This is a genomic window from Microbacterium halimionae (assembly GCF_011761265.1).
Classification (GTDB): domain Bacteria; phylum Actinomycetota; class Actinomycetes; order Actinomycetales; family Microbacteriaceae; genus Microbacterium; species Microbacterium halimionae.
In genome coordinates, this window is sequence record NZ_JAAOZB010000001.1 from 173,759 (window position 1) to 196,606 (window position 22,848).

A 22,848-nucleotide genomic window follows, 5' to 3' on the forward strand; every position below is an offset into this window, starting at 1 on the left:
AGACAACTATCGTGAGTTCTTTCACCATCGGCGAAACCGATTTCCTCCTCGACGGCGCCCCTTACCAAGTCATCGCCGGCGCGCTTCACTACTTCCGTGTGCACCCGGACCAGTGGGCGGACCGCATCCACAAGGCCAAGCTCATGGGTTTGAACACGATTGAGACCTATGTTGCATGGAACGCCCACGAGCCGGTGCGCGGCCAATGGGATGCCACTGACTGGAACGATCTCGGTCGATTCCTTGACCTCGTGGCAGCTGAAGGCATGCACGCGATCGTGCGCCCTGGCCCCTATATCTGTGCGGAGTGGCACAACGGCGGGCTTCCGGTGTGGCTCACGAGCACACCCGAAATTGGCCTCCGACGCAGCGAGCCGCAATACATCGACGCGCTCTCGACCTACATTCGTCGCGTGTACGAAATCGTCGCGCCGCGCCAGATCGACCGCGGTGGCAACGTCATCCTCGTGCAGATCGAGAACGAGTACGGCGCCTACGGCAATGACAAAGAGTATTTGCGGACCCTCACAGCGCTCACTCGCGAGTGCGACATCACGGTGCCGCTCACAACCGTCGACCAGCCCGAAGATCAGATGCTCGAAGACGGTAGCCTGCCAGAGCTCCACCTCACGGGTTCTTTCGGTTCACGCTCGGCCGAGCGCATGAAGACGCTTCGCGCACACCAACCCACGGGCCCACTCATGTGTTCGGAATTCTGGGACGGTTGGTTCGACTGGTGGGGCGGCATGCACCACACGACGGATGCCGCAGCCTCCGCCGCAGACCTCGACACGCTGCTTGCCGCGGGTGCGTCGGTGAATATCTACATGTTCCACGGTGGCACGAACTACGGCACAACGAACGGCGCAAACGACAAGGGTCGCTACGCCCCCATCGTCACGTCGTACGACTACGACGCACCACTCGATGAGACCGGCGCACCCACCGAGAAGTTCTTCGCGTTCCGTGACGTCATCGCGCGCTATGCGCCAGTGCCCGACGAAATACCGGCCGCTCGGGTGAGTGCACCGGCGTTCGAGGCTGCACTCTCCTCACAGCGCGCGGTCTTCACAGGCCCCGTCGCCGGAGAGCCGAGTGACACCCCGTCATCTTTCGAAGACCACAGCCACCTCGGCCCGCTCATGCGGTACGAAATCGCCCTGCCCTCGGCCGCTTTCGACGCAAGCGGCACAGCGCTACTCGCATTCGAAGAGGTGCGCGATATGGCGTGGGTCTTCGTCGACACGAAGTTCTGCGGTCGTCTCTCACGCGCACTTCATGAGCGCGCTCTCCGAATCCCCGTCGGCACTCGGCTTACTGTGCTCGTTGAAGACCAGGGTCGAGTGAACTACGCGAGCAGGCTCGGCGAGCCCAAAGGTCTCATTGGCGCACCTACACTCGGTGGCGTTACGCTCACCGGGTGGATGAGCGCTCCGCTCGACGTGCCAGCCCTTGCGGCGTCCGCGGCTTCCGGGGCAACCGGTGGATTCGGGCCGGTGTCGGCATCCGGGTCGTTCGAACTCGAAGCGGCAACAGATCTGTTTCTTGACACCGACCCGTGGGGCAAGGGCTTCGCGTTTGTGAACGGGTTCTTTCTGGGCCGGTACTGGCGAAGTGGTCCGCAGCGGACGCTGTACGTCCCCGCATCCGCTCTCCGTGCTGGGTCAAACGAGATCTCCATCGTCGAACTCGAACAGCTCAGTACGCCGGTGGCTCGATTCGTTGCCGACCCTGACCTCGGCCACCTCGAGGAGTAACTAGCGCAGGCGACGAGCCGGGGCCGTGCTCGCTCGCGCAGTGAGAAGCGCGGGCACGAGAAAGCGGGCAGCGGTCGCGGGGCTGCTTTCGATGTCGCCGACGAGCGCTCCGACCGCTCGTTCCCCGAGTTGATCGAAGTGTTGGCGCACGCTCGTGAGCGGCGGTCGATAGTTGGCGGCGTCTTCGACGTCGTCGAAGCCGATCACGCTGACGTCTTCGGGAACGCTTAGTCCGCGCTCCCCCAGCGCTCTGAGAGCCCCGAGCGCCATCTGATCGTTCGCGACAAAAAAGGCTGTGGGGGCACTCGCTTCGAGAATGCGAAGCGCAGCCGTGTATCCGGATGCCGCTTTCCACGTGCCACGCTCAAGCGGACCCGGTTCGAGCTCAGCTTCGGCTAACACTGCCCGCCATCCGCGTTCACGTTCCGCCGCAGCATAAGAGTCAGCAGGACCTGCGATGTGCGCAATCGTCTCGTGGCCGAGTTCACGGAGATATGTGGTCGCGGCGCGGGCACCACCGAAGTGATCGGTCTCGATCACTGTATAGCGCGCGTCGGGGGGCGAATCAACGACCACGAGGCGGAGCCCCTGCGGAAGCACTGCTTCGTGGGCAAGGGCAGAAGCCTCGTTTAGGACGAGCGCACCATCGACGCCCTGGTCGCGCAACCGGCCGAGAGCAGACCCGACACTCTCGTTTCCGATGGAAACGAGAGCAACGGCATAACCGCGCGTCGAAGCCGCATCGTTCACCGCCTCGAGCATGAGCGAATTTCCGACGGTCGCGAGAGTCGATACGACGACACCGATCGTGTGTGTGCGCCCGGTGCGGAGCGCACGAGCTGCGCGGTGCATCCGATACCCGAGCTCTTCCATCGCGGACTCAACACGTAGACGTGTTGCCGGATCGACGCGCGGGCTGCCGTTGACGACACGTGACACAGTTTGCGCTGAGACTCCGGCGGCCGCCGCGACGTCTGCCATCGACACGTTTCGTTCGCTCACTTTTTCCTCACTTCGCGACCAAATTCGTCATCGTGTGCGTTTGCATGTTGTCGATAACACGGTTGATTGCTAGCGTGTTATCGTGACCAAAAACGAGCCTACCGCGCAGCCCCTCGGCGCCGGAGTCATCAAGCGTTCAACTCGCCTTGCCGACGGCCGAGACCTCTTTTACTACGACGACGCGAACACCACGCTCGCCGCCGAGCGTGCAATCGACACGCGAAACCTCGCCGCGCGCCCAGAGACCGCAACGATGCGCCTCGACGTACTCACGGGCGACTGGATTTCGATCGCTGCCGCTCGCCAGAATCGCGCTTTTTTGCCGCCAGCCGAGCTCGACCCACTTTCACCCCAATCGCCGACAAATCCCTCCGAAATTCCCTCGACGTACGACGTCGCAGTGTTCGAGAACAAGTCGCCGTCATTCGGCCCCGCCCTCGCTGCCGCCTTCGGCGACGCACCGGCTGCGATCGATGCACCGCAGGGCGTCGACGACCTCAACACCATCGACCTCGGACGCACCCGCACATCCGTCGGTCGCTGCGAAGTGGTGTGCTTCAGCCCAGAGCATTCTGGTTCCTTCGGCACGCAGACAGTGACACGCGCCCGCACCGTGATCGAAGCGTGGGCCGATCGCACGGCAACGCTGTCTGCCATGCCCGGCATCGAGCAGGTCTTCCCGTTCGAAAACCGTGGTCAAGAGATCGGCGTGACGCTCCCCCACCCGCACGGCCAGATCTACTCGTACCCGTATGTCACGCCTCGCACGCAGCGACTGCTGTCCTCGATCGAACGCGGCGGAAAAGATCTCTTCGCGCGCATTCTCGACTTCGAACAGGCCTCAGAGCGTGTGCTGCTGCGCGGCGAGCACTGGACGGCATTCGTACCGTTCGCGGCCCGCTGGCCACTTGAGATACACCTCCTGCCACACCGTCACGTTGCCGACTTCGCGGAGACCACGGACGCCGAACGAGACGAACTCGCACCGATGTATCTGCGGCTTCTCCGCGGCATCGATGCACTCTATGAGACACCTACCCCCTACATCGCCGCATGGCACCAGGCGCCCGTCAACATCGGTCGCGAAAGCATCCGCATGCACCTCGAAATCACGTCGCCGCGTCGCGCGGCGGACAAGCTGAAATACCTCGCCGGCTCCGAGTCGGCAATGGGCGCCTGGATCGGAGACATCCCACCCGAGTCTGCTGCTGAGCGCCTGCGCACAGCCATTGAAGGAGTAACCGTATGACCGCCATCGCCGCCGCGCAAGAGCTTTTTGTTCAGATCGTAGGGCGTGACCCCGAGGGCGTATGGTCATCGCCTGGGCGTGCCAACCTCATCGGTGAACACACTGACTACAACGACGGCTTCGTGCTGCCGTTCGCGATCGCGCAGCGCACCGATGCCGCCCTGGGGCTGCGCGATGATCGGCGAATTCGTGTGTCATCGACGTTCACCGATGGTGTCGTCGAGATAGGCCTCGACGACCTCGACGATCTGTTCCCCTCGCACCACGACCGGGTTCCCGAGTGGGCGACGTACCCGCTCGGCGTTGCGTGGGCGATTCTTCAGACGACGGATACCCCCACGAGCGCTGTTTCGGGGTTCGACCTGGCCATCGCCTCAGAGGTACCTGTCGGCGGCGGCCTCTCGTCATCGGCGGCGATCGAAGGTGCGGTTTCGAGCGCGCTTAACGACGTGTGGGGTCTCGGTCTGACGGCCGTTGAGCTCGCCAAGGTCGGTCGCAAAGCTGAGAATGAAGCAGTCGGCGCCCCCACCGGCATCATGGATCAGATGGCATCGATGCTCGGGCAGCCCGACGCAGCAATATTTTTGGATTGCCGTTCGCTCGAAACCCAGATCATCAACCTGGGCCTTGAGCCAGCGGGCCTGGAGCTTCTCGTCATCGACACCAAGGTGCAGCACTCTCACTCCACGGGTGGTTACCGAGAGCGTCGCGAGTCGTGCGAAAAGGGTGCCGCGATCATGGGCGTTCCCGCGCTTCGTGATCTTACGATCGACGATCTCACGCGCGCCGAAAAGCTGATGGATGACGTGACATTTCGCCGTGTGCGACACATTGTTACCGAGAACCAGCGGGTTCTCGACACCGTGGCAACTCTTGCGGCATCCGGGCCACTTGCGATCGGCGACCTCCTGCTTGCCTCACACGCGTCAATGCGCGATGACTTCGAGATCTCCATTGCAGAACTCGACACCGCTGTTGAGGCATCCGTTGCCGCGGGTGCTGTCGGCGCGCGGATGACCGGTGGCGGTTTCGGCGGGGCGGCAATTGCACTCGTGCATGCCGACGATGCTGTTTCGGTAGCCGAGGCGGTAGAAAAGGCATTCGCGGATGCCGGATTCACAGCGCCGCATGTCTTCCCCGTGTACCCATCGCAGGGAGCGCGCCGCGACTGGTGAGTCTCAGCCGGCGCGCTGACGCTACATCACGTCACGTTCGAACAGCTCCATCCCTGAGGTGTCATACGCCGCCTCAGGAAAGTAGTGAATGGCGTAGCCGAGGCCGCGCTTCTCGCGTTCAGCGAGACGCTCGGCGACCTGTTCCGTGGTACCGAAACCGTCGGATTCGCGGTAATCCTGCTCGATCTGCGACGCTCGCTCTTCACCGACGTGCGGCAAGAGACGCGCTTTCACAGCTGCCAGCCGATCGTTCGCTTCGGCTTCTGTCGCACCGACGATTGTGTTGAAGTTCATTGAGCGCACGATTTCGCTGTCGTCGCGTCCGATGTCAGCACAGTGTCGACGCAACACTTCGCTCTTGTGGTCAAACTCGTCGAGAGTGCCCGCAAAGTTGGTGTAGCCGGCGTATTTTGCCGCGATTTTCAGTGTTACCTTCTCGCCGCCGCCCGCGATCCACATGGGGATTCCGCCCTGCTGCACCGGAAGCGGGCGGACGATCGCGCCATCAACCTGATAGTGCTTGCCATCAAGAGTAGCTTTTCCCGTGCTCCACGCCTGGCTCATGATCTCAACGCCTTCTCGCAGCATCGCAAGGCGGTCGCCGATCGCCGGAAATCCATAACCATAAGCGCGCCACTCGTGCTCGTACCAGCCACCGCCGATACCCATTTCAACGCGGCCGCCCGACACGTGGTCGACAGTTGCAGCGACCTTTGCGAGCATGGCTGGGTTTCGGTATCCCATGCAGGTACACATCTGGCCGAGACGGATGCGGGAGGTCGATGCGGCGAACGCCGACATCAGCGTCCACGCTTCGTGGGTTGCCTCATCGCTTGCGACCGGAACAGTGTGGAAGTGGTCATAGACCCACAGCGATTCCCATGCCCCGGCATCGGCTCGCTCCGCGAGTCCACGCATAGCGGACCACTGATCCTGATCATTGATGTCGACGAGGTCGAAGCGCCAGCCCTGGGGGATAAATATTCCGTATCGCATGGCGTCAGCCTAGGACGCGGTGGCGGGGTAGTCGATGGCATATCGCTGCATCGTCACGCCACCCGGGTACACGGCTTGTTCGAGCAGGTTCAGCTTGATGGGCTCATCGTGCGCGTCGAAGACTGGCCGCCCGCGACCGAGGATGACGGGGTGCGTGAACAGCAGCAGCTCGTCGAGCAGGCCCGCGTGGAGGAGTTGGGTCGCGAGATCCGCGCCGCCGACACCGATGTCCCCCGTTGATTCGGCCCGGAGCGTGGCGAGGCGTTCCATCGCGTTCTCCGCGATGATCTGGGTGTTGTACCCGGCAGTCGTGCGGGACCTCGAGACAAGAGTCTTCGGCGTCGAGGTCCAGATCTCCCCGTACTCACGGGCGAAGTGCGGCTGAGAGGCGTCGTCTCGTGCGGCCGGCCAATACTGCTCCATGGTCTCGTATACCTTTCGGCCTTGCACCATGTGAGTGAGGTCAGCCGCTCGGGCGTTGAAGACAAGGTGGATGGCCTCATCGATACTCATCCAGTCGCCAGATCCCGCTTCGTCAAGGTCCCGCTCAATCTTGAGATCAACCGAAACATTCATCCAATAGACGAATCGTGCGGACATGATCGGCCTCCCGGCGTCGTTGCGAATTATCCAACAACTACTCGGCTCCAGTCACCGGTGTCAAGAACTTCAGCAATCGGGCGAGGAGGCACCCTCATCAGAGTGCACTCGCGCGTGGCGGAGCCGTGCACTCATAATCGCGACAGCTTCGGCGCTCGTGTCGACGAGCACAGCGTGTCGCCCGAGCACTGCGGCAGCAGCGCCCGTCGTGCCGCTACCGGCAAACAGATCGAGCACCCGATCTCCTGGTCGACTCGACGCCTGCACGATTCGACGAAGAATGCCCTCGGGCTTCTGCGTGGGGTAACCGGTCTTCTCGTGCCCCTTGGTCGGCACGATCGTGTGCCACCAGACGTCGGTGGGGAGCTTGCCGCGCGCGGCCTTTTCAGGTGTGACGAGGCCCGGAGCCATATACGGTTCACGGTCAACGGCATCCGAATCGAACCAGTAACGCGTCGGATTCTTGACGTATACGAGGATCGTCTCGTGCTTCGTTGGCCACCGCCGCTTGGTTTTGGCGCCGTAGTCGTAGGCCCAGACGAGTTCGTTCAAGAAGTTGTCGCGACCGAATAGCGCATCCATGAGCACTTTGGCATAGTGCGATTCGCGATAGTCCAGGTGCAGATAGAGAGTGCCGTCATCGGCGAGCAGCCGCCAGCTCTCGATGAGGCGCGGCTCCAGGAAACCCCAGTAGTCGTCGAAGGTGTCGTCGTATGTGCGCAGATCTCCCCGCAAGCGCTGATACGAGCGTCCGCGAAACCCCGCGTAGAGCACGGCTGTCGCGGGGGCAGAATCCCGCGCAACAGTTGGCGGGCGCGACCTGGTGCGCCCGGTATTGAATGGCGGGTCGAGATAGATGAGAGTAAATGACTCGCTCGCAAGCGAGCGTGCGACCTCAAGGCTGTCGGCGTGATAGATGTCGACATCGCCCAGAGCAGAAAGACTCACGGAACGCGATTGAGCCACGCGTCGGTGGCGAACTTCGCCTCGACGAGCGCTTCAGCCTCGGCATATTCCTCTTCGGTGATATGCCCGTTCGTTGCGCCGTATCGAGTCGTGAACGTGTCGATAAAGCGCTGAATGATCTCGTCTCGCGGCAGGCCGGTCTGGCGCCGCAAGGGGTCGACACGCTTGGCGGCGGAAACTGTGCCCTTGTCACTGAGCTTTTCGCGGCCGATGCGGAGTACCTCCGTCATGATCTGGCCGTCCATGTCGTAGCTGAGCGTCGCATGGTGCAAAACTCCACCGTTTGCGAGCCGCTTTTGCGCGGCACCACCGATCTTGCCTTCGGGGCCGGCGATGTCGTTAAGCGGTTGGTACGAAGCGTCGATTCCGAGCGAACGAAGCGCCTCAAGCACCCAGTCGTCGAGGAACGCGTACGAGTCGGCGAAGGTCATTCCCGACACGAGGGATGCCGGTACGTACAGGGAATAGGTCACGATCGAGTTCGCGCCCATCATCATCGCCCCGCCTCCCGAGATGCGGCGGACGACGTCAAAACCGTGGCTCTTAGCTCCTTCGGGGTCGACTTCGTTACGAAGCGACTGGAAAGACCCGATCACGACAGCAGACTCATTCCACTCCCACAACCGCAGTGTCGGATTGCGGCGGCCATCTCCGACACGGTTCGTCAAGACCTCATCAAGAGCCAAATTCATTCGGGGAGATACCGGCCGGTCGTGCACGACCTCCCAGTCGAAATCGGCCCAGCCAGGTGCCACCACAAGCGCTCGGCGCACAGCCGTCGCGACCGATTCGGGAGTGAAGCCCAAGAGCTGAGCGCCCGCGGGAAGCGCGGCGCGCACCGCGGCCGCGATCGTTGGCACATCGGACGTGTCGGGAAGCCCTGTGACGGCGGCATCGATATCGGCGAGCGCATCGTCGGGTTCAAGAAAGAAATCACCGGCGAGGTGGAACTGAGAAATGACGCCGTCGGTTACTTCGAGGTCGACGACGACGAGCTTGCCACCAGGCACCTTGTATTCACCGTGCATGGCTCCAGCCTAGGCGTGTGCTCAGGCGTTGCGAGCGGGGAAGCGCATATCGAGCCACGCCCGGAGATCGGCGCGCACCTCGCCCTGTGTCTTGTCGTTGAAAATCTCATGTCGCGTCTCGGGGTAGACGAGGGTCGTGATGTCGGTGAGCTTCGAGCGCTCACGGTACGCAGCTGCGAGTTTGTGCACACTACGCGGGCCGCCGACGGTGTCATCGCGACCGACCATCAAAAGCAGGGGGATGTTGCGTCCCAGATTCTTTCTGGGGCGACCGAGCATCCGCGCGGCTTCCCGCATCCCGAACAGCTTCGCGAGGGGCGTCGTTGTCGTCAGCGGATCGTCAAGGAAGTCTTGTTGCACGTCGATGTCGGTCGAAAGCCACTCCACGCCGTTGGCGTCGCTTCCCGCCCAGGGCGCATTGAGGTCGCCCGAGTTGAGGCTTCCGGGCCAGAGCAGCGCCGACCCCGACAGCACGAGACCGTCGTACGCACCGGGGTGCGAATTCACCAGTATCTGCGCCAAGAACGATCCCCAGGAATGCCCCAAAAGTATGAGCGGCAGATCGGGGGTATCGGTGCGAATGATCTCGGTGAGTTGCCATTCGGCGTTGACCGCCGCGCGGTGTCCACCGACCCCGAGCCGCCCGAGTTTGCTCATATCGCCGTCGTGTTGACGGATGCCGGTGCGCCCGTGCCCGCGGTGATCGTCTGCGTAGACGATGAACCCGTCGGCGGTGAGAGCGGAAATCACGCTGCTGTAGCGACCAGCATGCTCACCGACACCGTGCAGAAGTTGCACGACTCCACGGGGCGTTGTCGCAGCGGGATAAACGTCGTAGACGATCGCAACTCCGTGCGCGTCGATGAACTCGGGCATGCCGACGAGCCTAGATGCCGGGTTGGCAATCAGTGGGACGAGGAGTAACGTTCCGCGTGTCAGATATTGCTAGAAAAGCGAGATACTTTCATGGTTGATTCTCATGGCTGATTTTGAACGCCGCCGCTGGGCCGGGCTGATCTTCATCAGCGTCGCCGTTTCACTCATCATCGTGGACTCGACGATCGTCAATGTCGCGGTACCCTCGATCGTCACGGATCTGGGAATCTCCTCGACCCAAGTGCAGTGGGTCCAAGAGGCCTACACCCTCGTCTTCGCCTCTCTCCTCCTGCTGTTCGGCAGCTTTGCCGACCGTTTCGGCCGACGACGGATGCTTTTGGTGGGGATCGTGATCTTCGCGGCTTCATCGGTGTTCGCAGCCCTTGCGCCCACCGGCGATCTCTTGATCCTCGCTCGTCTCGTGCAGGGCATCGGCGGCGCAATGATCCTCCCCACGACACTGTCTCTCATCAACGCCACATTCCGGGGCCGTGAACGCGGTATCGCGTTCGCCATCTGGGGTTCGACAATCGGCGGAATGGCCGCGCTCGGACCTCTCCTCGGCGGATGGCTGACGACCTACTTCTCGTGGCGCTGGGCTTTCGGGATCAACGTCCCGCTCGGAATCATCGTGTTTATCGGCATCCTTCTCACCATTCGAGAGTCGAAAGAACACCGAGCAGGAAACCTCGATTTTGTGGGTGCGGGGCTTTCAGTTGCACTCTTCGGAACGCTGGTATTCGGACTTATCGAAGGCCGCACCTACGGGTGGTGGACAGCCAAAGAGGCGTTCGAGATCGGTGGCTTCTCCTGGCCATTTGCGCTCTCGCCCGTGCCGGTCGCTTTCGCGATAACCGCACTTTCCCTCGTCGGCTTCATCGCGTGGGGACTCCACCGGCGCCGTGTGGGTAAATCCTCACTCATCGAGTTTTCGCTCTTTCGGATCTCATCGTTCACGAACGGCAATATCGCTGCCCTCGTGGTGGCTCTCGGTGAGTTCGGCATCATTTTGTCACTGCCACTGTGGCTGCAGTTCGTCTTGGGGTTCGACGCGCTCGGCACGGGCCTCATACTGCTCGCACTCGCCGTCGGATCATTCTTTGCGAGCGGAATCGCGGGGGCGACAAGTGGTCGAGTGCGCCCCGTCGCGCTCGTGCGGGCGGGTATCGCCGCCGAGATCATCGGCGTTGTAGGGGTTGCGCTCGTCATTCGACCCGACGCGCAGTGGGGTTGGCTACTGCCTGCGCTCTTCGTATACGGCATGGGAGTGGGCCTTGCCACCGCGCAACTCACCGGCGTGATCTTGCAAGACGTCCCGGTGGAACTCTCCGGCCAAGGCTCAGGTACGCAGTCGACAGCACGGCAGGTCGGCTCAGCCCTCGGCATCGCAATCCTTGGCACGGTGCTGTTCACAAGCACCGCCGGCATCCTGTCGACGTCACTTGACGATCAGGGGCTCTCCGCGTCACAGCGCGACCAGGTGGTGTCAGCCGTCGTAGACAGCGCGGGATCAGCCATCTCGGGACTTGGATCGTCCGGCCAGACTGCCGCGACAGCGGATGCCGCCAAGTCGGCGTTCTCTGATGGCACCCGTTTCGCCGCCTATACGGCGGCAGGATTCCTCGTGGTCGGGCTCGGTGCAACGTTTGCACTGGGTCGGGGCGAAACAGCGTCTCGCCGTGAAGATGCTCCAGAAGAGGCAGACACAGGTATTAGTTAGGCAAGCTAATGAGCTATGCTAACTAATTGTGTCGCACCGCTCCATCCCCCAATCCGCATCGCTTGTCGACCTCAGTACCGAAGCCTCGGAACTGAGGATGGCGACGTTTCGGCTCGCTCGGCGCCTACGCGCACAGCGAGCTGTTGACACCCTGAGCGACGGCCAGTACACGGTACTCGCGGCGCTCAAGCACTTCGGAGCACACACTCTCGGCGAACTTGCGGAACGGGAACGCGTCACCCCACCGTCGATGAATCGCACCGTCAATTGCCTCGCCGACGCTGGATATATCGCTCGGACGACCGACGACACCGACCGACGGAAGACCAATATCGACCTCACGCCGACAGGCCGCGCCCTTGTCGAGGAAACCACCCGACGTCGAGATGCCTGGCTTGAAGGCGCGCTCGCGAACCTCACCGCCGAACAGCGCGAGGTCGTCGCTCGGGCAGCGAGCATCCTCCGCGAGGTAGCAAGCCAATGAGGGGAATGTTCCGCTCACTGGGTATCTACAACTATCGGCTCTGGTTTATTGGCGCTCTTGTCTCCAATATCGGCGGTTGGATGCAGTCGACTGCTCAAGACTGGGTGGTGCTCACTGAGCTGACCGACAACAATGCCGCAGCTATGGGCGTCACCATGGCGCTTCAATTCGGTCCGCCCCTTCTGCTCGTGAGCATCACGGGTTGGGCAGCTGATCGCTTTGATCGCAGGCATCTCCTGTTCGCCACGCAGTCAGCATTGCTTCTGCTCGCCATCGGTGCCGGCGTCATGCTCCTCACTCATGTCATGACGCTGCCGTTCATGTTCTGCTTCGCGCTCGCCTTCGGAATCGTCACGGCCTTCGATGCTCCGGCACGGCAAGCGTTCGTTTCAGATGTCGTGGCAAAAGAAAATGCGTCGAATGCTGTCGCACTGAACTCGGCATCCTTCAACACCGCGCGTCTGATCGGGCCGGCCGTTGGCGGCATCCTGATCGTCGCGATCGGAACGGGGTGGGTGTTCATTGTCAATGCCGTGACGTTCTTCGCGATGCTCTTAGCCCTCCGGCTGATGCACGCACGGGACCTCGTGCCGCGCGCTCGCGCAACAGGTCCTCGAAAACTCGCGGATGGCTTCCGATATGTTGCGCGACGCCCCGACCTTGTCGTGACGTTCATCATGGTTTTCCTACTCGGAGCCTTTGGGATGAATTTTCCGATCTTCGCATCGACCATGGCACTGGAATTCGGCCAGGGCGCAGATGGCTATGGCGTCTTGAGTTCGATTCTTGCGATCGGCTCACTCGCCGGGGCGCTCCTGTCTGCGCGACGAGAAAAGGCCCGCATGCGGGTAGTGATGTGGGCTGCCGGAGGATTCGGTATCGCCTCCCTTGTTTCGTCGTTCATGCCGACGTATTTTGCGTACGCTCTCGTGCTCGTCTTCGTGGGGTTCTTCACCGTCACAATGCTCACGACCGCTAACGGCTACGTGCAGACGACGACCGATCCGGCTCTTCGTGGGCGAGTCCTCGCGCTCTATATGGCGGTCATCATGGGCGCGACCCCAATAGGTGCCCCGATTGCGGGGTGGATCGCTGAAGAGTTCGGCCCTCGCGTTGCCATTGTCGTTGGTGGCGTTGCAGGCGTCCTCGCGTTTGCAGTCGGCGCGGTGTGGTTGATGATGTCGGGGCGGGTGCATCGCCATGAGCAATTGAGATTTCGCCTGCGCCTCGATGAGACGAGGCCATTGCACGTCGTCACACCCGGTCCGGAGGAGTTCAGCGACGCCGTCGCCAGCACGACGCCGATTCGCATCCCGGGACCGTCGCCGCGCTAATTACGCGCCAGCGGCGTGAGCGTCGAGCGCAATCTCGAGCGATTCCATGTCGAACCCCGAAACGAATCCGCGAAAAAACTCTTTGAGCGCTTCGGCCATGTCGACGATATTTCGGTCGAGCAGCCACTGGACCTGCAGGCCGTCCATCATCGCGAGCGTTGCGACCGCGGCCCGTGCGGGGTCGACCCCGGCACCAAGCCTGCCCTCTTGCTGAAGCCGCTCGAAAGCCAGCATCACCTGGCCGCGCGTGTACTCGTAGCGGTTGATGAAGTACTCGTGTGCTGGATGCCGAGGCGACGTTGCCTCGGCCGAAAGCACGCAGTACAGCTCCACCACCCCTGGCACCGATGCGTTGTACGCGGCAAGCGCGACCAACCCGCGAAGACCAATGACGCCATCGGGCGCATCGAAATCGACGAGCTCGAGCGAACGCTCATCGCGCCGGTCGAGAACAGCGAGGAGGAGTGCGCTTTTACTCTTGAAGTGATGGAGGAGCCCGGCTTCGCTCATACCCACACGCTGCGCAACCTCGCGCAGTGATCCCGCGCGATACCCCGACCCAGCGAACACTTCCAGGGCGGCATCCAAAATCGCCTCGCGTTTGGCCTCCGTCTTCGCATACTCACCGCGTAGTTTGCGCGCGGGCGCTGCATCTGTGGTGTCCGTCATCGCATCACCGTATCTCGCCCGATGGAACCGCTACCAGCACCACGCGAACAACCCTTCCGCATCCTTTTTATAACGAAACCCGAGTAGGCGCTAGTTTTTTGCCATGAAAACCTAGTGTTCGCTCGTATTTGATGTTAGCGTCTCGATTCGAGAGGCGATCCATTGGGGTATCGCCCAGACGAAGGGACCAAGGATGTTCCGTTGGAAGGCCACAGCAGCCGTCCTCGCAATAGCCGCTCTCACGCTCTCCGGATGCGCATCGAGTGGTTCCGACTCCAGCAATGGAGACGGCGCAAAAGGCGAGACTCTTACGCTCGGTGCAATCACTGAGCCCCTCACCCTCGACCCGGCGGGTGCGGAATGGGGAAACCGATCCCCCTACTACCAGGCGATGTACGACACGCTCTTGCGCGCAACACCCGAAGGCACGATCGATCCGTGGCTCGCTACGGAATGGTCATACAACGACGACAACACCGAGTTGACGATGACGATCCGCGATGACGTCACGTTCAGCGACGGCTCAGCCCTCGATGCGGAGGTCGTCGTAGAGAACCTCCAGCGCTTCAAAGACGGCACCTCACCCGACGCTTCGTACTTCGCGTATGTCGATTCGTTCGCAGCCCCCGACGCGACAACCGTCGTCATCACGCTTACCGAGGCTGATCCGGCCCTGTTGAGCTACCTCACCCGTGACGCAGGCTTGATCGCATCTAGCGACGCCATCGCATCGGGCGATCTCGCGACGAACCCTGTCGGTTCGGGTCCGTACATCTATGACGCTTCGTCGTCGGTGTCTGGCACGAGCTACGTCTACACCGCGAACCCCGACTACTGGAACCCCGACGTACAGCACTACAACAAGCTTGTCATCAACGTGCTGGCAGATGCGACAGCTTCGCTCAACGCCATCAAGGCAGGCGAGGCGAACGTCGTCAAGGTCAGCAGCAACGACAACCTGGCCGAGATCGAGGCCGCAGGCTGGACAATCAACTCAAACGAACTCGACTTCGCAGGCCTGTTGCTGCTTGATCGTTCCGGAGAGATGAACGAGGCGCTCGGCGACGTCCGCGTACGTCAGGCGATCAACTACGCCTTCGATCGTGAGGGCTTGCTCGAAGGCCTCGAAGGTGGCAACGGAACCGTCACAGAGCAGGTCTTCCCAGCCTCCTCCGCGGCGTACAACGAAGACCTCGACACGTACTACGACTACGACCCCGACAAGGCGCGCGAGCTGCTTGCCGAGGCGGGATACGCCGACGGTTTCACTCTCTCGATGCCGAGTTCCACAATCCTCGGCTCGACCGTTTACACGCTTGTCGAGCAGCAGCTCGCCGACATCGGAATCACCGCTGAGTACACGGAGCCAGGCTCGAACTTCATTTCCGATCTGATCGCGCCGAAGTACCCCGCGTCGTACATGACGCTGGAGCAGAACCCGGACTGGCAGCTCATTCAGTTCATGGTCTCGCCCAGCGCGATCTTCAACCCGTTCCACAGCGAGAGCGATGAGCTCAACACGCTCATTGCGCAGTTCCAGGCTGGTGACGAGGCAGCTCAGGATGATGCCGCGTCACAAATCAACGAGTATCTCGTCGAGAACGCCTGGTTTGCACCGTGGTACCGCGTGCAGGGCAACGTCCCGTCCGACGCGAACACGACAGTCGAGATGCTTCCGACGAACGCCTACCCGGCGATCTACGACATCTACCCGACCGAGTGATGTATTCCTGGCCCGGCTTCGCTCCACGCGTCGCCGGGCCAGGACCCATCTGACAGGGAATTGCCAATGCTCAGCTTCATCTTCCGCCGCCTCGTCGCGGGCATCTTCTTGGTGTTCGCTGTCTCCGTCGTCGCCTTCTTCCTGCTGTACGCAGGTGGCGGCGACATCGCACGGCGCATCCTCGGGCAAAATGCCACCGAGGAGACTGTCGCGCTCAAAGCGCAACAGCTCGGACTCGATCAGCCGTTGATTACACAGTTCTGGAACTGGATCTCGCACGCCGTCACCGGTGATTTCGGGGTCTCATGGTTCTCGAGCCAGCCCGTCACAACGAGCCTCTCGAGCCGCCTGGTAGTGACTCTGACCCTGGTCATCGGAACGACCATCGTCGCCGCTATCGTGTCCGTCATCCTCGGCGTCCTTGCCGCCCGACGTGGCGGCTGGATCGACGCGGTGGTGCAGTTCGTCGCGGTCATCGGTTTCGCAATTCCCGGATTCCTCATAGCCCTCTACCTCGTGCTGTGGTTCGCCGTCGGACTCGGGTGGTTCAAGGCCACCGGCTTCATCCCGATCACGACATCGTTCACCGGATGGCTCTCCTCAATCACACTTCCCATCGCGGCACTATCGCTCAGCGCTATTGCAGCCGTCGCGCAGCAAATCCGCGGATCGGTCAGTGATGCCCTCTCGCGGGACTACGTACGCACCCTTCGCGCCCGCGGTCTCGGCATGAACCGGGTGGTTTACCGCCATGTGCTCCGAAACGCCGGCGGACCCGCGCTCGCCGTGCTTGCTGTGCAGTTTGTCGGCCTCCTCGGCGGTGCCGTTGTCATCGAGCAGGTATTCGCACTGCCGGGCATCGGACAGCTCACGGTCTCCGCGACAAGCTCCGGCGACATCCCCGTCGTCATGGGCGTCGTCGTCGCTACCGCGATCATCGTCGTCATCGTCAATCTCCTCATCGACCTCGCGCAGGCCGCTCTCAACCCGAAGGTGAGACTGTCATGACCGCCATCGAAACTCCCCAAACTGCTCCCACGAGCGGCTCAGGGCAGACCAAGCTTGTCAAGCGGCTGCTCCGGAGACCCCTTACGCTCGCGTCGCTCATCGTGCTGGGGATCGTCGCGCTCACCGCGATCGTCGGGCCCTGGATCGCGCCGTACGATCCCAACCTCGCATCGCTGCAGCTGATTCTTCAACCGCCGAGCGCGGAGCACGTGCTGGGCACCGACAGCGCCGGTCGAGATGTTCTCTCCCGACTGCTCGCGGCAACTCAAGTCAGCGTGGGCGCCGCCCTTTTGGCGCTGGTCACCTCACTCGTCATCGGAGTCGTGTCCGGTCTGATCGCCGGCTATTTCCATGGCTGGTTCGACAGCGTGTCCTCGTGGACGACGTCGCTCCTGATGGCTCTCCCTGGAATCGTCGTGCTGCTGGCGGTTCAGGCCGTCGTCGGACCGTCGGTGTGGATTGCGATGCTCGTGTTCGGTGTTTTGATCTCGCCCGCCTACTTCCGGCTCGTCTACGCCTCCGTCAACGCGGTTCGCGAAGAGCTCTATGTCGATGCAGCTCGCGTCGCCGGCCTCAGCGACATGCGCATCATCGGTCGTCACGTGCTGTCGGTCGTGCGAGCGCCGATCATCATCCAATCCGCGATCGTGGCTGGCATCACCATCGCCATCCAGGCGGGTCTTGAGTTCTTGGGACTCGGCGATCTCTCGGTTCCCACGTGGGGGCAGATGCTCAACGACGCCTTCAAGAACATCTACAAAGAGCCGACACTCATGCTGTGGCCGTCCTTGGCCATCGCCGTCACCTCAATCGCTCTGACGTTGCTTGCAAACGGCATGCGCGATGAGCTCGAGCGCACCATCCCGGTCCGCCGTCGCCGTCGTCGTGCCGTGACGGGAGCGACGACCTCGATCGCGGCCGTCACGACATCCATCTCGACCTCCGGTGGCGACGCACCCATCGAAGACTCCGGGCCGATTCCGGTCGTGGGCGAAACCATCGTGCACCCGGACAACGAGTTTGCGGGCATCGAGACGCTCCTCAGCATCAAAGACCTACGAGTGAGCTACGACCAATCCGATCGCTCTGTCGTCGAGGTTGTCCACGGAGTTTCTCTCGACATCCACCGCGGAGAAGTGCACGGGCTCGTTGGCGAGTCCGGTTCGGGAAAGACGCAGACCGCATTCTCGGTTCTCGGTCTGCTGCCACGCGGCGGGCATGTCGCTGGCGGCACGATCGACTACCAGGGCGTGTCGCTGACGTCTGCCGGTGAAAAAGAGTACGCCGGCATCCGAGGCACTCGAATCGGTTACATTCCGCAAGAACCGATGTCGAATCTCGATCAGGCGTTCACGATCGGCCAGCATCTCGTCGAGCCGCTGCGCGTGCGGTTGGGAATGTCGAAGAAGGATGCCACGGAGCGGGCACTATCGCTGCTGGATCGCGTCGGCATCCCGAATCCGAAACGCACATTCGACGCGTACCCGTTCGAGGTCTCGGGCGGTATGGCACAGCGTGTGCTCATCGCCGGAGCTGTCTCGACCGACCCCGACCTGATCATCGCCGACGAACCCACGACTGCGCTCGATGTGACAGTGCAAGCCGAGGTGCTGGACTTGCTGCGCGATCTGCAGCAAGAAAAGGGCATGGCCATGTTGCTGGTCACCCACAACTTCGGCGTGGTCGCCGACCTCTGTGACCGAGTCACCGTGATGCAGCAGGGGCTGTTCGTCGAATCGGGTCCGGTGCGCACGATTCTGCGGACGCCCAGCCATCCGTACACACAGTCGTTGTTGGGCGCGATCCTCGACGAAGGACCCGCGCGTCCGGCCTACACCGCACCTCAGGAAGGGGCCCAGTCATGACTTCACCGTTGCTGGACGTCAAAGATCTTGTCGTCGAATATCCCGGAAAAGGCTTTCGCGGGTCACCATTCCGCGCCCTGAAGGGCGTATCTCTCGACATTCGTCCCGGCGAGACCGTCGGCCTCGTCGGAGAGTCCGGGTCAGGCAAGACGACGCTCGGAAGAGCGCTGCTGGGGCTGGCTCCCGTCACCGAAGGAACAGTCAACTACGCCGGCCGCGACATCGGCCACCTCCGCCGAAACGAACGCCGCGCGCTTTCGAGCGAGATACAGGTGGTCTTCCAAGATCCCTACTCTTCGCTCAACCCCTCGATGACAATCGAGCAGATTCTTTCGGAACCTCTCACGGTTCGAAATGAGAGTAAGCAGCAGGCCCGAGCGAAGGTACGAGACCTGCTCGACCGCGTGGGCCTCCCGGACGGCGCACGCAGTCGCCTCGCGCGCGAATTCTCCGGTGGGCAGCGGCAACGCATAGCGATCGCACGTGCGCTTGCGCTGGATCCGAAGCTGATCGTCTGCGATGAGCCGGTATCGGCGCTCGACCTGTCGACCCAAGCGCGCGTGCTCGATTTGTTCATCGAGATTCAAGAGCGCACTGGCGTCGCCTACCTCTTCATCACGCACGACCTCGCCGTTGTGCGTCACATCAGCCACCGCGTATCCGTGATGTACCGCGGCGAGATCGTCGAGACCGGAGAGGGCGAGCAAGTCACGTCGCACCCGACACATCCGTACACCCAACGACTATTCATGGCAGCTCCCCTGCCAGATCCCGACAAGCAAGAGGCGCGCCGAATCGCTCGCGCCGAATTACGCGCCAACGAAGCAGGAGAAGCAGCATGACCGAATCGACCGACCACCTCCGGCCGCTTCTCGAAAAGCTGAGCCTTGAGACGAAGGCCGCGCTGGTTCAGGGTGCCGACTTCTGGACGACGGTGCCGGTTCCGGAAATCGGGCTGCGCGCAATGACTCTGTCGGACGGCCCCGCTGGCGTCCGAGGACCCCGCTGGGACGAGCGTGAACCGTCACTCAATATGCCCTCCGGCTCCGCGCTGGCGGCGGCATGGAGCACAGATCTCGCGTATCGCTACGGAGCCGCAGCGGCCTCGGAGGCGCGGCGCAAAGACGTCGACGTCGTACTCGGCCCGACGATCAACCTGCACCGTTCCCCTCTGGGCGGGCGCCACTTCGAGTGCTTCAGCGAGGATCCCGAGTTGAGCGCCGAGCTCGCCGCTGCGTACGTCCGCGGCCTGCAAGACAACGGTGTCGCAGCGACACCGAAGCACTACATCGCCAACGACAGCGAGACCGACCGGTTCACGGTTGACGTCGATGTCGACGAACGTTCGCTCCGCGAGCTCTACCTCGCACCATTCGAGCGAGCTGTCGACGCTGGCGCATGGGCAATCATGAGCTCTTACAACTCGGTCGACGGTGTCACGATGACCGAAAACGATCTGCTCGAGACTCCACTGAACAGCGAGTGGGGCTTCGATGGCGTCGTCATCAGCGACTGGACAGCGGTGCGTTCGCTGGCCTCGGTCGCGGCATCTCAAGACCTCGCGATGCCGGGCCCCGCACCCGCATGGGCTGGCCTCGTCGAGGCCGTCCGCGATGGTCGGGTGAATGAGGGCGACCTCGACCGTAAGGTGCTGCGGATGCTTTTGCTCGCCGAGCGCGTCGGTGCACTCGGCGACACACCCGCTGTCTTGCCGTCTGCACTCGATGGGCTCGCCCTTGTGCGAGAGGCCGCGATCGAAGGCACAGTGCTCCTGTCGAACGATGGCGTGCTTCCGTTGAGCGCGGCAGCGCTCTCGTCGGTTGCGATCATCGGCCACAATGCGCGCGATGCCCGCACCCAGGGCGGCGGCAGCGCAACCGTCATCCCCGAGCAGATCGTGACGCCTCTTGACGGCATCCGTGCCGCACTCCCGAACGCCGAGATCACGTATGAGATCGGTGCGGTCGTACAGGAGGGTGTTGCAGAGATACCGCTCGAGCAGCTCACCAACCCCGTTACTGGAGAACCGGGCTTGCGCATCGCATTCCAGGATGCCGCGGGAAGCGAACTGTTCAGCGAAGATCGCCGCTCATCCGCCCTGGTGTGGTTCGGCGGCGATGCTCCGATCTCAGCGACAAGCACCCTCGTCGCTGAAGCCGATGTGACGACGGTGGAGTCGGGCGACCTCTTGCTGGGGTTTGCTGGCGCGAATCCCGCTCGCCTCTATGTTGACGGCGAGCTGGTCCTTGACGATGCTCCGATACTCGAAGGAACCGACCTCGGGGCGGCGTTCCTCAATCCCCCCTCGATCACAGTTCCGGTCGCTTTCGAGGCGGGCCGCGCTCGTCGGGTACGCCTGGAAATGCGATTGGATGCCGAAGGTCCCCTCGCGGGTGCGGTATCGGTCACTCTCGGTGTGGCCCCCGAAGACACCGATGCAGACGCCCTCATCGCGCGCGCGGCAGCGTCCGCCGCTGCGGCCGACGTTGCCATCGTCGTCGTCGGCACGAATTCGAAAGTCGAGTCAGAAGGGTTCGACCGCGAAAACCTCGACCTCCCCGGGCGCCAAGATGATCTGGTGCGCGCCGTGGTCGCGGCAAACCCCCGGACAATCGTGGTTGTCAACGCCGGTTCACCCGTCGTGCTGCCGTGGGCAAACGACGTGGCAGCCATCGTTCAGGGCTACTTCGGTGGCCAAGAGTTCGGCAACGCATTGGCCGACGTGCTCACGGGATCCGCCGAGCCCGGTGGCCGACTCCCTACGACGTGGCCTGCAGCCCTCGAGGATGTGCCGGTTACCGAAGTGTCTCCCACCGATGGAATGCTTCACTACACCGAAGGCATCCACATCGGCTATCGCGCGTGGGCGAAGGCTTCCGCGACGCCGGCCTTCCCCTTCGGCCACGGACTCGGTTACACGACGTGGTCGTGGGGCGCGGCACACCGCGTCGAGGGTACAGCGGTCGACACTCTCGAAGTGGTGCTGGCGAACACCGGCACACGGGTGGGAAAGCAGGTCGTTCAGGTCTACGCACAGCGCAAAGACTCCGCGATCGATCGACCCGAATTGTGGTTGGTCGGCTTCGCCGTCGTACACGCCGAACCCGGTCAGACAGTCACCGCGACAGTCGAGTTACCCTCGCGCCGCTTTGCGCACTGGGCAGATGGCTGGCAGCTTGAATCTGGCGCCTTCACTCTGTGCGCCGGAGCATCGGCCGCGGATCTTCCGCTTTCACTGGAATGGACGCCATCTGCATGAATACCCTCGCTGGAGCGCTCGAAGGATATGCCGACGATCGTCTCGGTGAAGTCGTCGAGCGCCTCAGCGCGTATTTGGCGGCTGACCCCGATCTGTCCTTTCAGGCGGCGGCATTCCACAGCGGTGAGCGCGTGCTCGACGTCTGGGGCGGCCCTCACCTGAGCGGCGACTCGATCACGGTCCCGTACTCGGTCACGAAGAACACGATCGGGCTCTCGATCGGGCTTCTCCTCGAGCGCGGCGACATCGAACTCGACGAGTACGTGAGTACGTACTGGCCCGAGTTCGCGGCAAAGGGCAAGGCGCGCATCACAGTGCGGCAACTTCTCTCCCACCAGGCGGGGCTCCCCCAGGCAACGCCATCACTCACCTGGGCGGAGTTGCTCGATGATCACGCCGCGGCAACACGGCTCGCGGATTCGCGACCGCTCTGGCATCCAGGCTCAGCCTTCGGATACCACGCAGTCACGATCGGCAACTTGGCTGCCGAGCTCGTTTTTCGCGTCACCGGCCGCACCCTGCGTGATTTCTACGAACAAGACATCCGCGCGCCCTACGACGTCGACTTCTATCTCGGGCTTCCTCCCGAGCACTATGCGCGGCGCGTGCCTCTGCTGCCGATGATCCGACCCGTGTCCGACGCCTCCGTCAGCACACCCACCCAGCTCGGACTACTCGCCTGGTCGACACCCGGCTCGGCCGTCGACCTCGGGAACGATGAGGTGAGCTGGCGATTCGGCCACCCGGCTGGATCCGGAACCGGGACAGCGCGCGGTCTCGCCGGCCTGCTGGCATCCGCCGTCACCGGTCGCGATGGCACTGCCCCATTCCTCTCGGCCGACACCGTTTCAGTGCTGTCGCAGCAACAGGTTCACGGCACTGACGAAGTACTGGGGCTCACTGATCGCGCTCACTCGATCGTCTTTCAGAAGCCGACAGCAGTCCACAACTTCGGTGGACCGCGTGCGTTCGGTCACGACGGCGCTATGGGCGCGCTCGCCTGCGTAGATCCCGATACCGGCATCGCGTTCGCGTGGACGATCGTGCGAGGTGCTTGGCCTGGTGGCGCGGATCCGCGCGCACTCGCGCTCGCGCGGGATCTCGGCACCCTTCTGGCCCACTAACCGGAAAGTCATC

General features: G+C 62.6%; 19 protein-coding genes. 12 read left to right on the top strand and 7 right to left on the bottom strand.

Features of this window, described 5'->3' with window-relative positions:
* The first annotated feature begins 11 nt into the window (after positions 1–11).
* The gene (locus FHS06_RS00845) at positions 12–1,757 is read left to right on the top strand and encodes a beta-galactosidase (protein WP_167044163.1); all 1,746 of its coding nucleotides are present in this window, start codon (positions 12–14) and stop codon (positions 1,755–1,757) included.
* Here FHS06_RS00845 and FHS06_RS00850 read toward each other — a convergent pair whose 3' ends face one another.
* Positions 1,758–2,759 carry a LacI family DNA-binding transcriptional regulator gene (locus tag FHS06_RS00850; RefSeq protein ID WP_310734765.1) on the bottom strand — a complete coding sequence of 334 codons (1,002 nt, stop codon included), beginning with the start codon at positions 2,757–2,759 and terminating at the stop codon, positions 1,758–1,760.
* Between the two features lie 82 nt (positions 2,760–2,841).
* Between FHS06_RS00850 and galT the strand changes: the two genes are divergently transcribed.
* Positions 2,842–4,008 (top strand): galactose-1-phosphate uridylyltransferase, encoded by a 1,167-nt coding sequence (gene galT, locus FHS06_RS00855; protein ID WP_182486462.1) that lies wholly within the window; start codon positions 2,842–2,844, stop codon positions 4,006–4,008.
* The gene (galK, locus tag FHS06_RS00860) at positions 4,005–5,183 is read left to right on the top strand and encodes a galactokinase (RefSeq protein WP_167044166.1); all 1,179 of its coding nucleotides are present in this window, start codon (positions 4,005–4,007) and stop codon (positions 5,181–5,183) included. Before galT ends, galK begins: the two co-directional genes overlap by 4 nt.
* A gap of 21 nt (positions 5,184–5,204) precedes the next feature.
* Here the strand turns inward: galK and FHS06_RS00865 are convergent, their stop codons facing one another.
* The 5 genes from FHS06_RS00865 to FHS06_RS00885 all read right to left on the bottom strand — a co-directional run bounded on the left by FHS06_RS00865 (position 5,205) and on the right by FHS06_RS00885 (position 9,649).
* Positions 5,205–6,179 (bottom strand): LLM class F420-dependent oxidoreductase, encoded by a 975-nt coding sequence (locus FHS06_RS00865; RefSeq protein WP_167044169.1) that lies wholly within the window; start codon positions 6,177–6,179, stop codon positions 5,205–5,207.
* 9 nt (positions 6,180–6,188) lie between these two features.
* The gene (locus FHS06_RS00870) at positions 6,189–6,779 is read right to left on the bottom strand and encodes a dihydrofolate reductase family protein (protein WP_167044172.1); all 591 of its coding nucleotides are present in this window, start codon (positions 6,777–6,779) and stop codon (positions 6,189–6,191) included.
* 69 nt (positions 6,780–6,848) lie between these two features.
* Entirely contained in the window at positions 6,849–7,727 is an 879-nt protein-coding gene (locus FHS06_RS00875; protein ID WP_310734764.1) for a DNA-methyltransferase, read from the bottom strand.
* A complete protein-coding gene (gene lplAB / locus FHS06_RS00880) occupies positions 7,724–8,773 on the bottom strand; it encodes a lipoate-protein ligase LplAB (protein WP_167044178.1) in 1,050 nt (349 codons plus the stop codon). Before lplAB ends, FHS06_RS00875 begins: the two co-directional genes overlap by 4 nt.
* A 21-nt stretch (positions 8,774–8,794) precedes the next feature.
* A complete protein-coding gene (locus FHS06_RS00885; protein WP_167044181.1) occupies positions 8,795–9,649 on the bottom strand; it encodes an alpha/beta hydrolase in 855 nt (284 codons plus the stop codon).
* A 103-nt stretch (positions 9,650–9,752) separates the two neighbouring features.
* Here FHS06_RS00885 and FHS06_RS00890 point away from each other — a divergent pair, with 103 nt between their 5' ends.
* The 3 genes from FHS06_RS00890 (at position 9,753) to FHS06_RS00900 (ending at position 13,187) form a co-directional block, all read left to right on the top strand.
* Complete coding sequence (locus FHS06_RS00890; RefSeq protein ID WP_167044184.1) at positions 9,753–11,369, top strand: DHA2 family efflux MFS transporter permease subunit; 1,617 nt, start codon at positions 9,753–9,755, stop codon at positions 11,367–11,369.
* A 97-nt stretch (positions 11,370–11,466) separates the two neighbouring features.
* Positions 11,467–11,853: a MarR family winged helix-turn-helix transcriptional regulator gene (locus tag FHS06_RS00895; RefSeq protein ID WP_167044187.1), complete on the top strand. Its 387-nt coding sequence runs from the start codon at positions 11,467–11,469 to the stop codon at positions 11,851–11,853.
* 5 nt (positions 11,854–11,858) lie between these two features.
* Entirely contained in the window at positions 11,859–13,187 is a 1,329-nt protein-coding gene (locus FHS06_RS00900) for an MFS transporter (protein WP_167044189.1), read from the top strand.
* Here FHS06_RS00900 and FHS06_RS00905 read toward each other — a convergent pair whose 3' ends face one another.
* Positions 13,188–13,856, bottom strand: coding sequence for a TetR/AcrR family transcriptional regulator (locus FHS06_RS00905; RefSeq protein WP_167044192.1), 669 nt, complete (start codon positions 13,854–13,856; stop codon positions 13,188–13,190).
* 193 nt (positions 13,857–14,049) lie between these two features.
* Here FHS06_RS00905 and FHS06_RS00910 point away from each other — a divergent pair, with 193 nt between their 5' ends.
* The 6 genes from FHS06_RS00910 (at position 14,050) to FHS06_RS00935 (ending at position 22,835) form a co-directional block, all read left to right on the top strand.
* Positions 14,050–15,579, top strand: coding sequence for an ABC transporter substrate-binding protein (locus FHS06_RS00910; RefSeq protein WP_167044195.1), 1,530 nt, complete (start codon positions 14,050–14,052; stop codon positions 15,577–15,579).
* A 66-nt stretch (positions 15,580–15,645) separates the two neighbouring features.
* The gene (locus FHS06_RS00915) at positions 15,646–16,587 is read left to right on the top strand and encodes an ABC transporter permease (RefSeq protein WP_167044198.1); all 942 of its coding nucleotides are present in this window, start codon (positions 15,646–15,648) and stop codon (positions 16,585–16,587) included.
* Positions 16,584–18,452 (top strand): dipeptide/oligopeptide/nickel ABC transporter permease/ATP-binding protein, encoded by a 1,869-nt coding sequence (locus FHS06_RS00920; protein WP_167044201.1) that lies wholly within the window; start codon positions 16,584–16,586, stop codon positions 18,450–18,452. Before FHS06_RS00915 ends, FHS06_RS00920 begins: the two co-directional genes overlap by 4 nt.
* On the top strand, positions 18,449–19,294 hold the full coding sequence (locus tag FHS06_RS00925) for an ATP-binding cassette domain-containing protein (protein WP_167044204.1): 846 nt from the start codon (positions 18,449–18,451) through the stop codon (positions 19,292–19,294). Before FHS06_RS00920 ends, FHS06_RS00925 begins: the two co-directional genes overlap by 4 nt.
* On the top strand, positions 19,291–21,711 hold the full coding sequence (locus tag FHS06_RS00930) for a beta-glucosidase H (RefSeq protein WP_167044207.1): 2,421 nt from the start codon (positions 19,291–19,293) through the stop codon (positions 21,709–21,711). The genes FHS06_RS00925 and FHS06_RS00930 overlap by 4 nt, the downstream gene beginning before the upstream one ends.
* Positions 21,708–22,835, top strand: a complete 1,128-nt coding sequence (locus tag FHS06_RS00935) for a serine hydrolase domain-containing protein (protein ID WP_167044210.1) — start codon at positions 21,708–21,710, stop codon at positions 22,833–22,835. The genes FHS06_RS00930 and FHS06_RS00935 overlap by 4 nt, the downstream gene beginning before the upstream one ends.
* Positions 22,836–22,848: the final 13 nt, after the last annotated feature.

What these genes read in the sequence shown, in the direction of transcription:
- FHS06_RS00935 (WP_167044210.1), top strand. Translation starts at nt 21,708, where the DNA reads ATGAATACCCTCGCTGGAGCGCTCGAAGGATATGCCGACGATCGTCTC.
- FHS06_RS00865 (WP_167044169.1), bottom strand. Translation starts at nt 6,179, where the DNA reads ATGCGATACGGAATATTTATCCCCCAGGGCTGGCGCTTCGACCTCGTC.
- FHS06_RS00885 (WP_167044181.1), bottom strand. Translation starts at nt 9,649, where the DNA reads ATGCCCGAGTTCATCGACGCGCACGGAGTTGCGATCGTCTACGACGTT.
- FHS06_RS00930 (WP_167044207.1), top strand. Translation starts at nt 19,291, where the DNA reads ATGACCGAATCGACCGACCACCTCCGGCCGCTTCTCGAAAAGCTGAGC.
- FHS06_RS00905 (WP_167044192.1), bottom strand. Translation starts at nt 13,856, where the DNA reads ATGACGGACACCACAGATGCAGCGCCCGCGCGCAAACTACGCGGTGAG.
- FHS06_RS00925 (WP_167044204.1), top strand. Translation starts at nt 18,449, where the DNA reads ATGACTTCACCGTTGCTGGACGTCAAAGATCTTGTCGTCGAATATCCC.
- lplAB (WP_167044178.1), bottom strand. Translation starts at nt 8,773, where the DNA reads ATGCACGGTGAATACAAGGTGCCTGGTGGCAAGCTCGTCGTCGTCGAC.
- FHS06_RS00900 (WP_167044189.1), top strand. Translation starts at nt 11,859, where the DNA reads ATGTTCCGCTCACTGGGTATCTACAACTATCGGCTCTGGTTTATTGGC.
- FHS06_RS00915 (WP_167044198.1), top strand. Translation starts at nt 15,646, where the DNA reads ATGCTCAGCTTCATCTTCCGCCGCCTCGTCGCGGGCATCTTCTTGGTG.
- FHS06_RS00910 (WP_167044195.1), top strand. Translation starts at nt 14,050, where the DNA reads ATGTTCCGTTGGAAGGCCACAGCAGCCGTCCTCGCAATAGCCGCTCTC.
- FHS06_RS00920 (WP_167044201.1), top strand. Translation starts at nt 16,584, where the DNA reads ATGACCGCCATCGAAACTCCCCAAACTGCTCCCACGAGCGGCTCAGGG.
- FHS06_RS00890 (WP_167044184.1), top strand. Translation starts at nt 9,753, where the DNA reads ATGGCTGATTTTGAACGCCGCCGCTGGGCCGGGCTGATCTTCATCAGC.
- FHS06_RS00870 (WP_167044172.1), bottom strand. Translation starts at nt 6,779, where the DNA reads ATGTCCGCACGATTCGTCTATTGGATGAATGTTTCGGTTGATCTCAAG.
- galK (WP_167044166.1), top strand. Translation starts at nt 4,005, where the DNA reads ATGACCGCCATCGCCGCCGCGCAAGAGCTTTTTGTTCAGATCGTAGGG.
- FHS06_RS00895 (WP_167044187.1), top strand. Translation starts at nt 11,467, where the DNA reads ATGGCGACGTTTCGGCTCGCTCGGCGCCTACGCGCACAGCGAGCTGTT.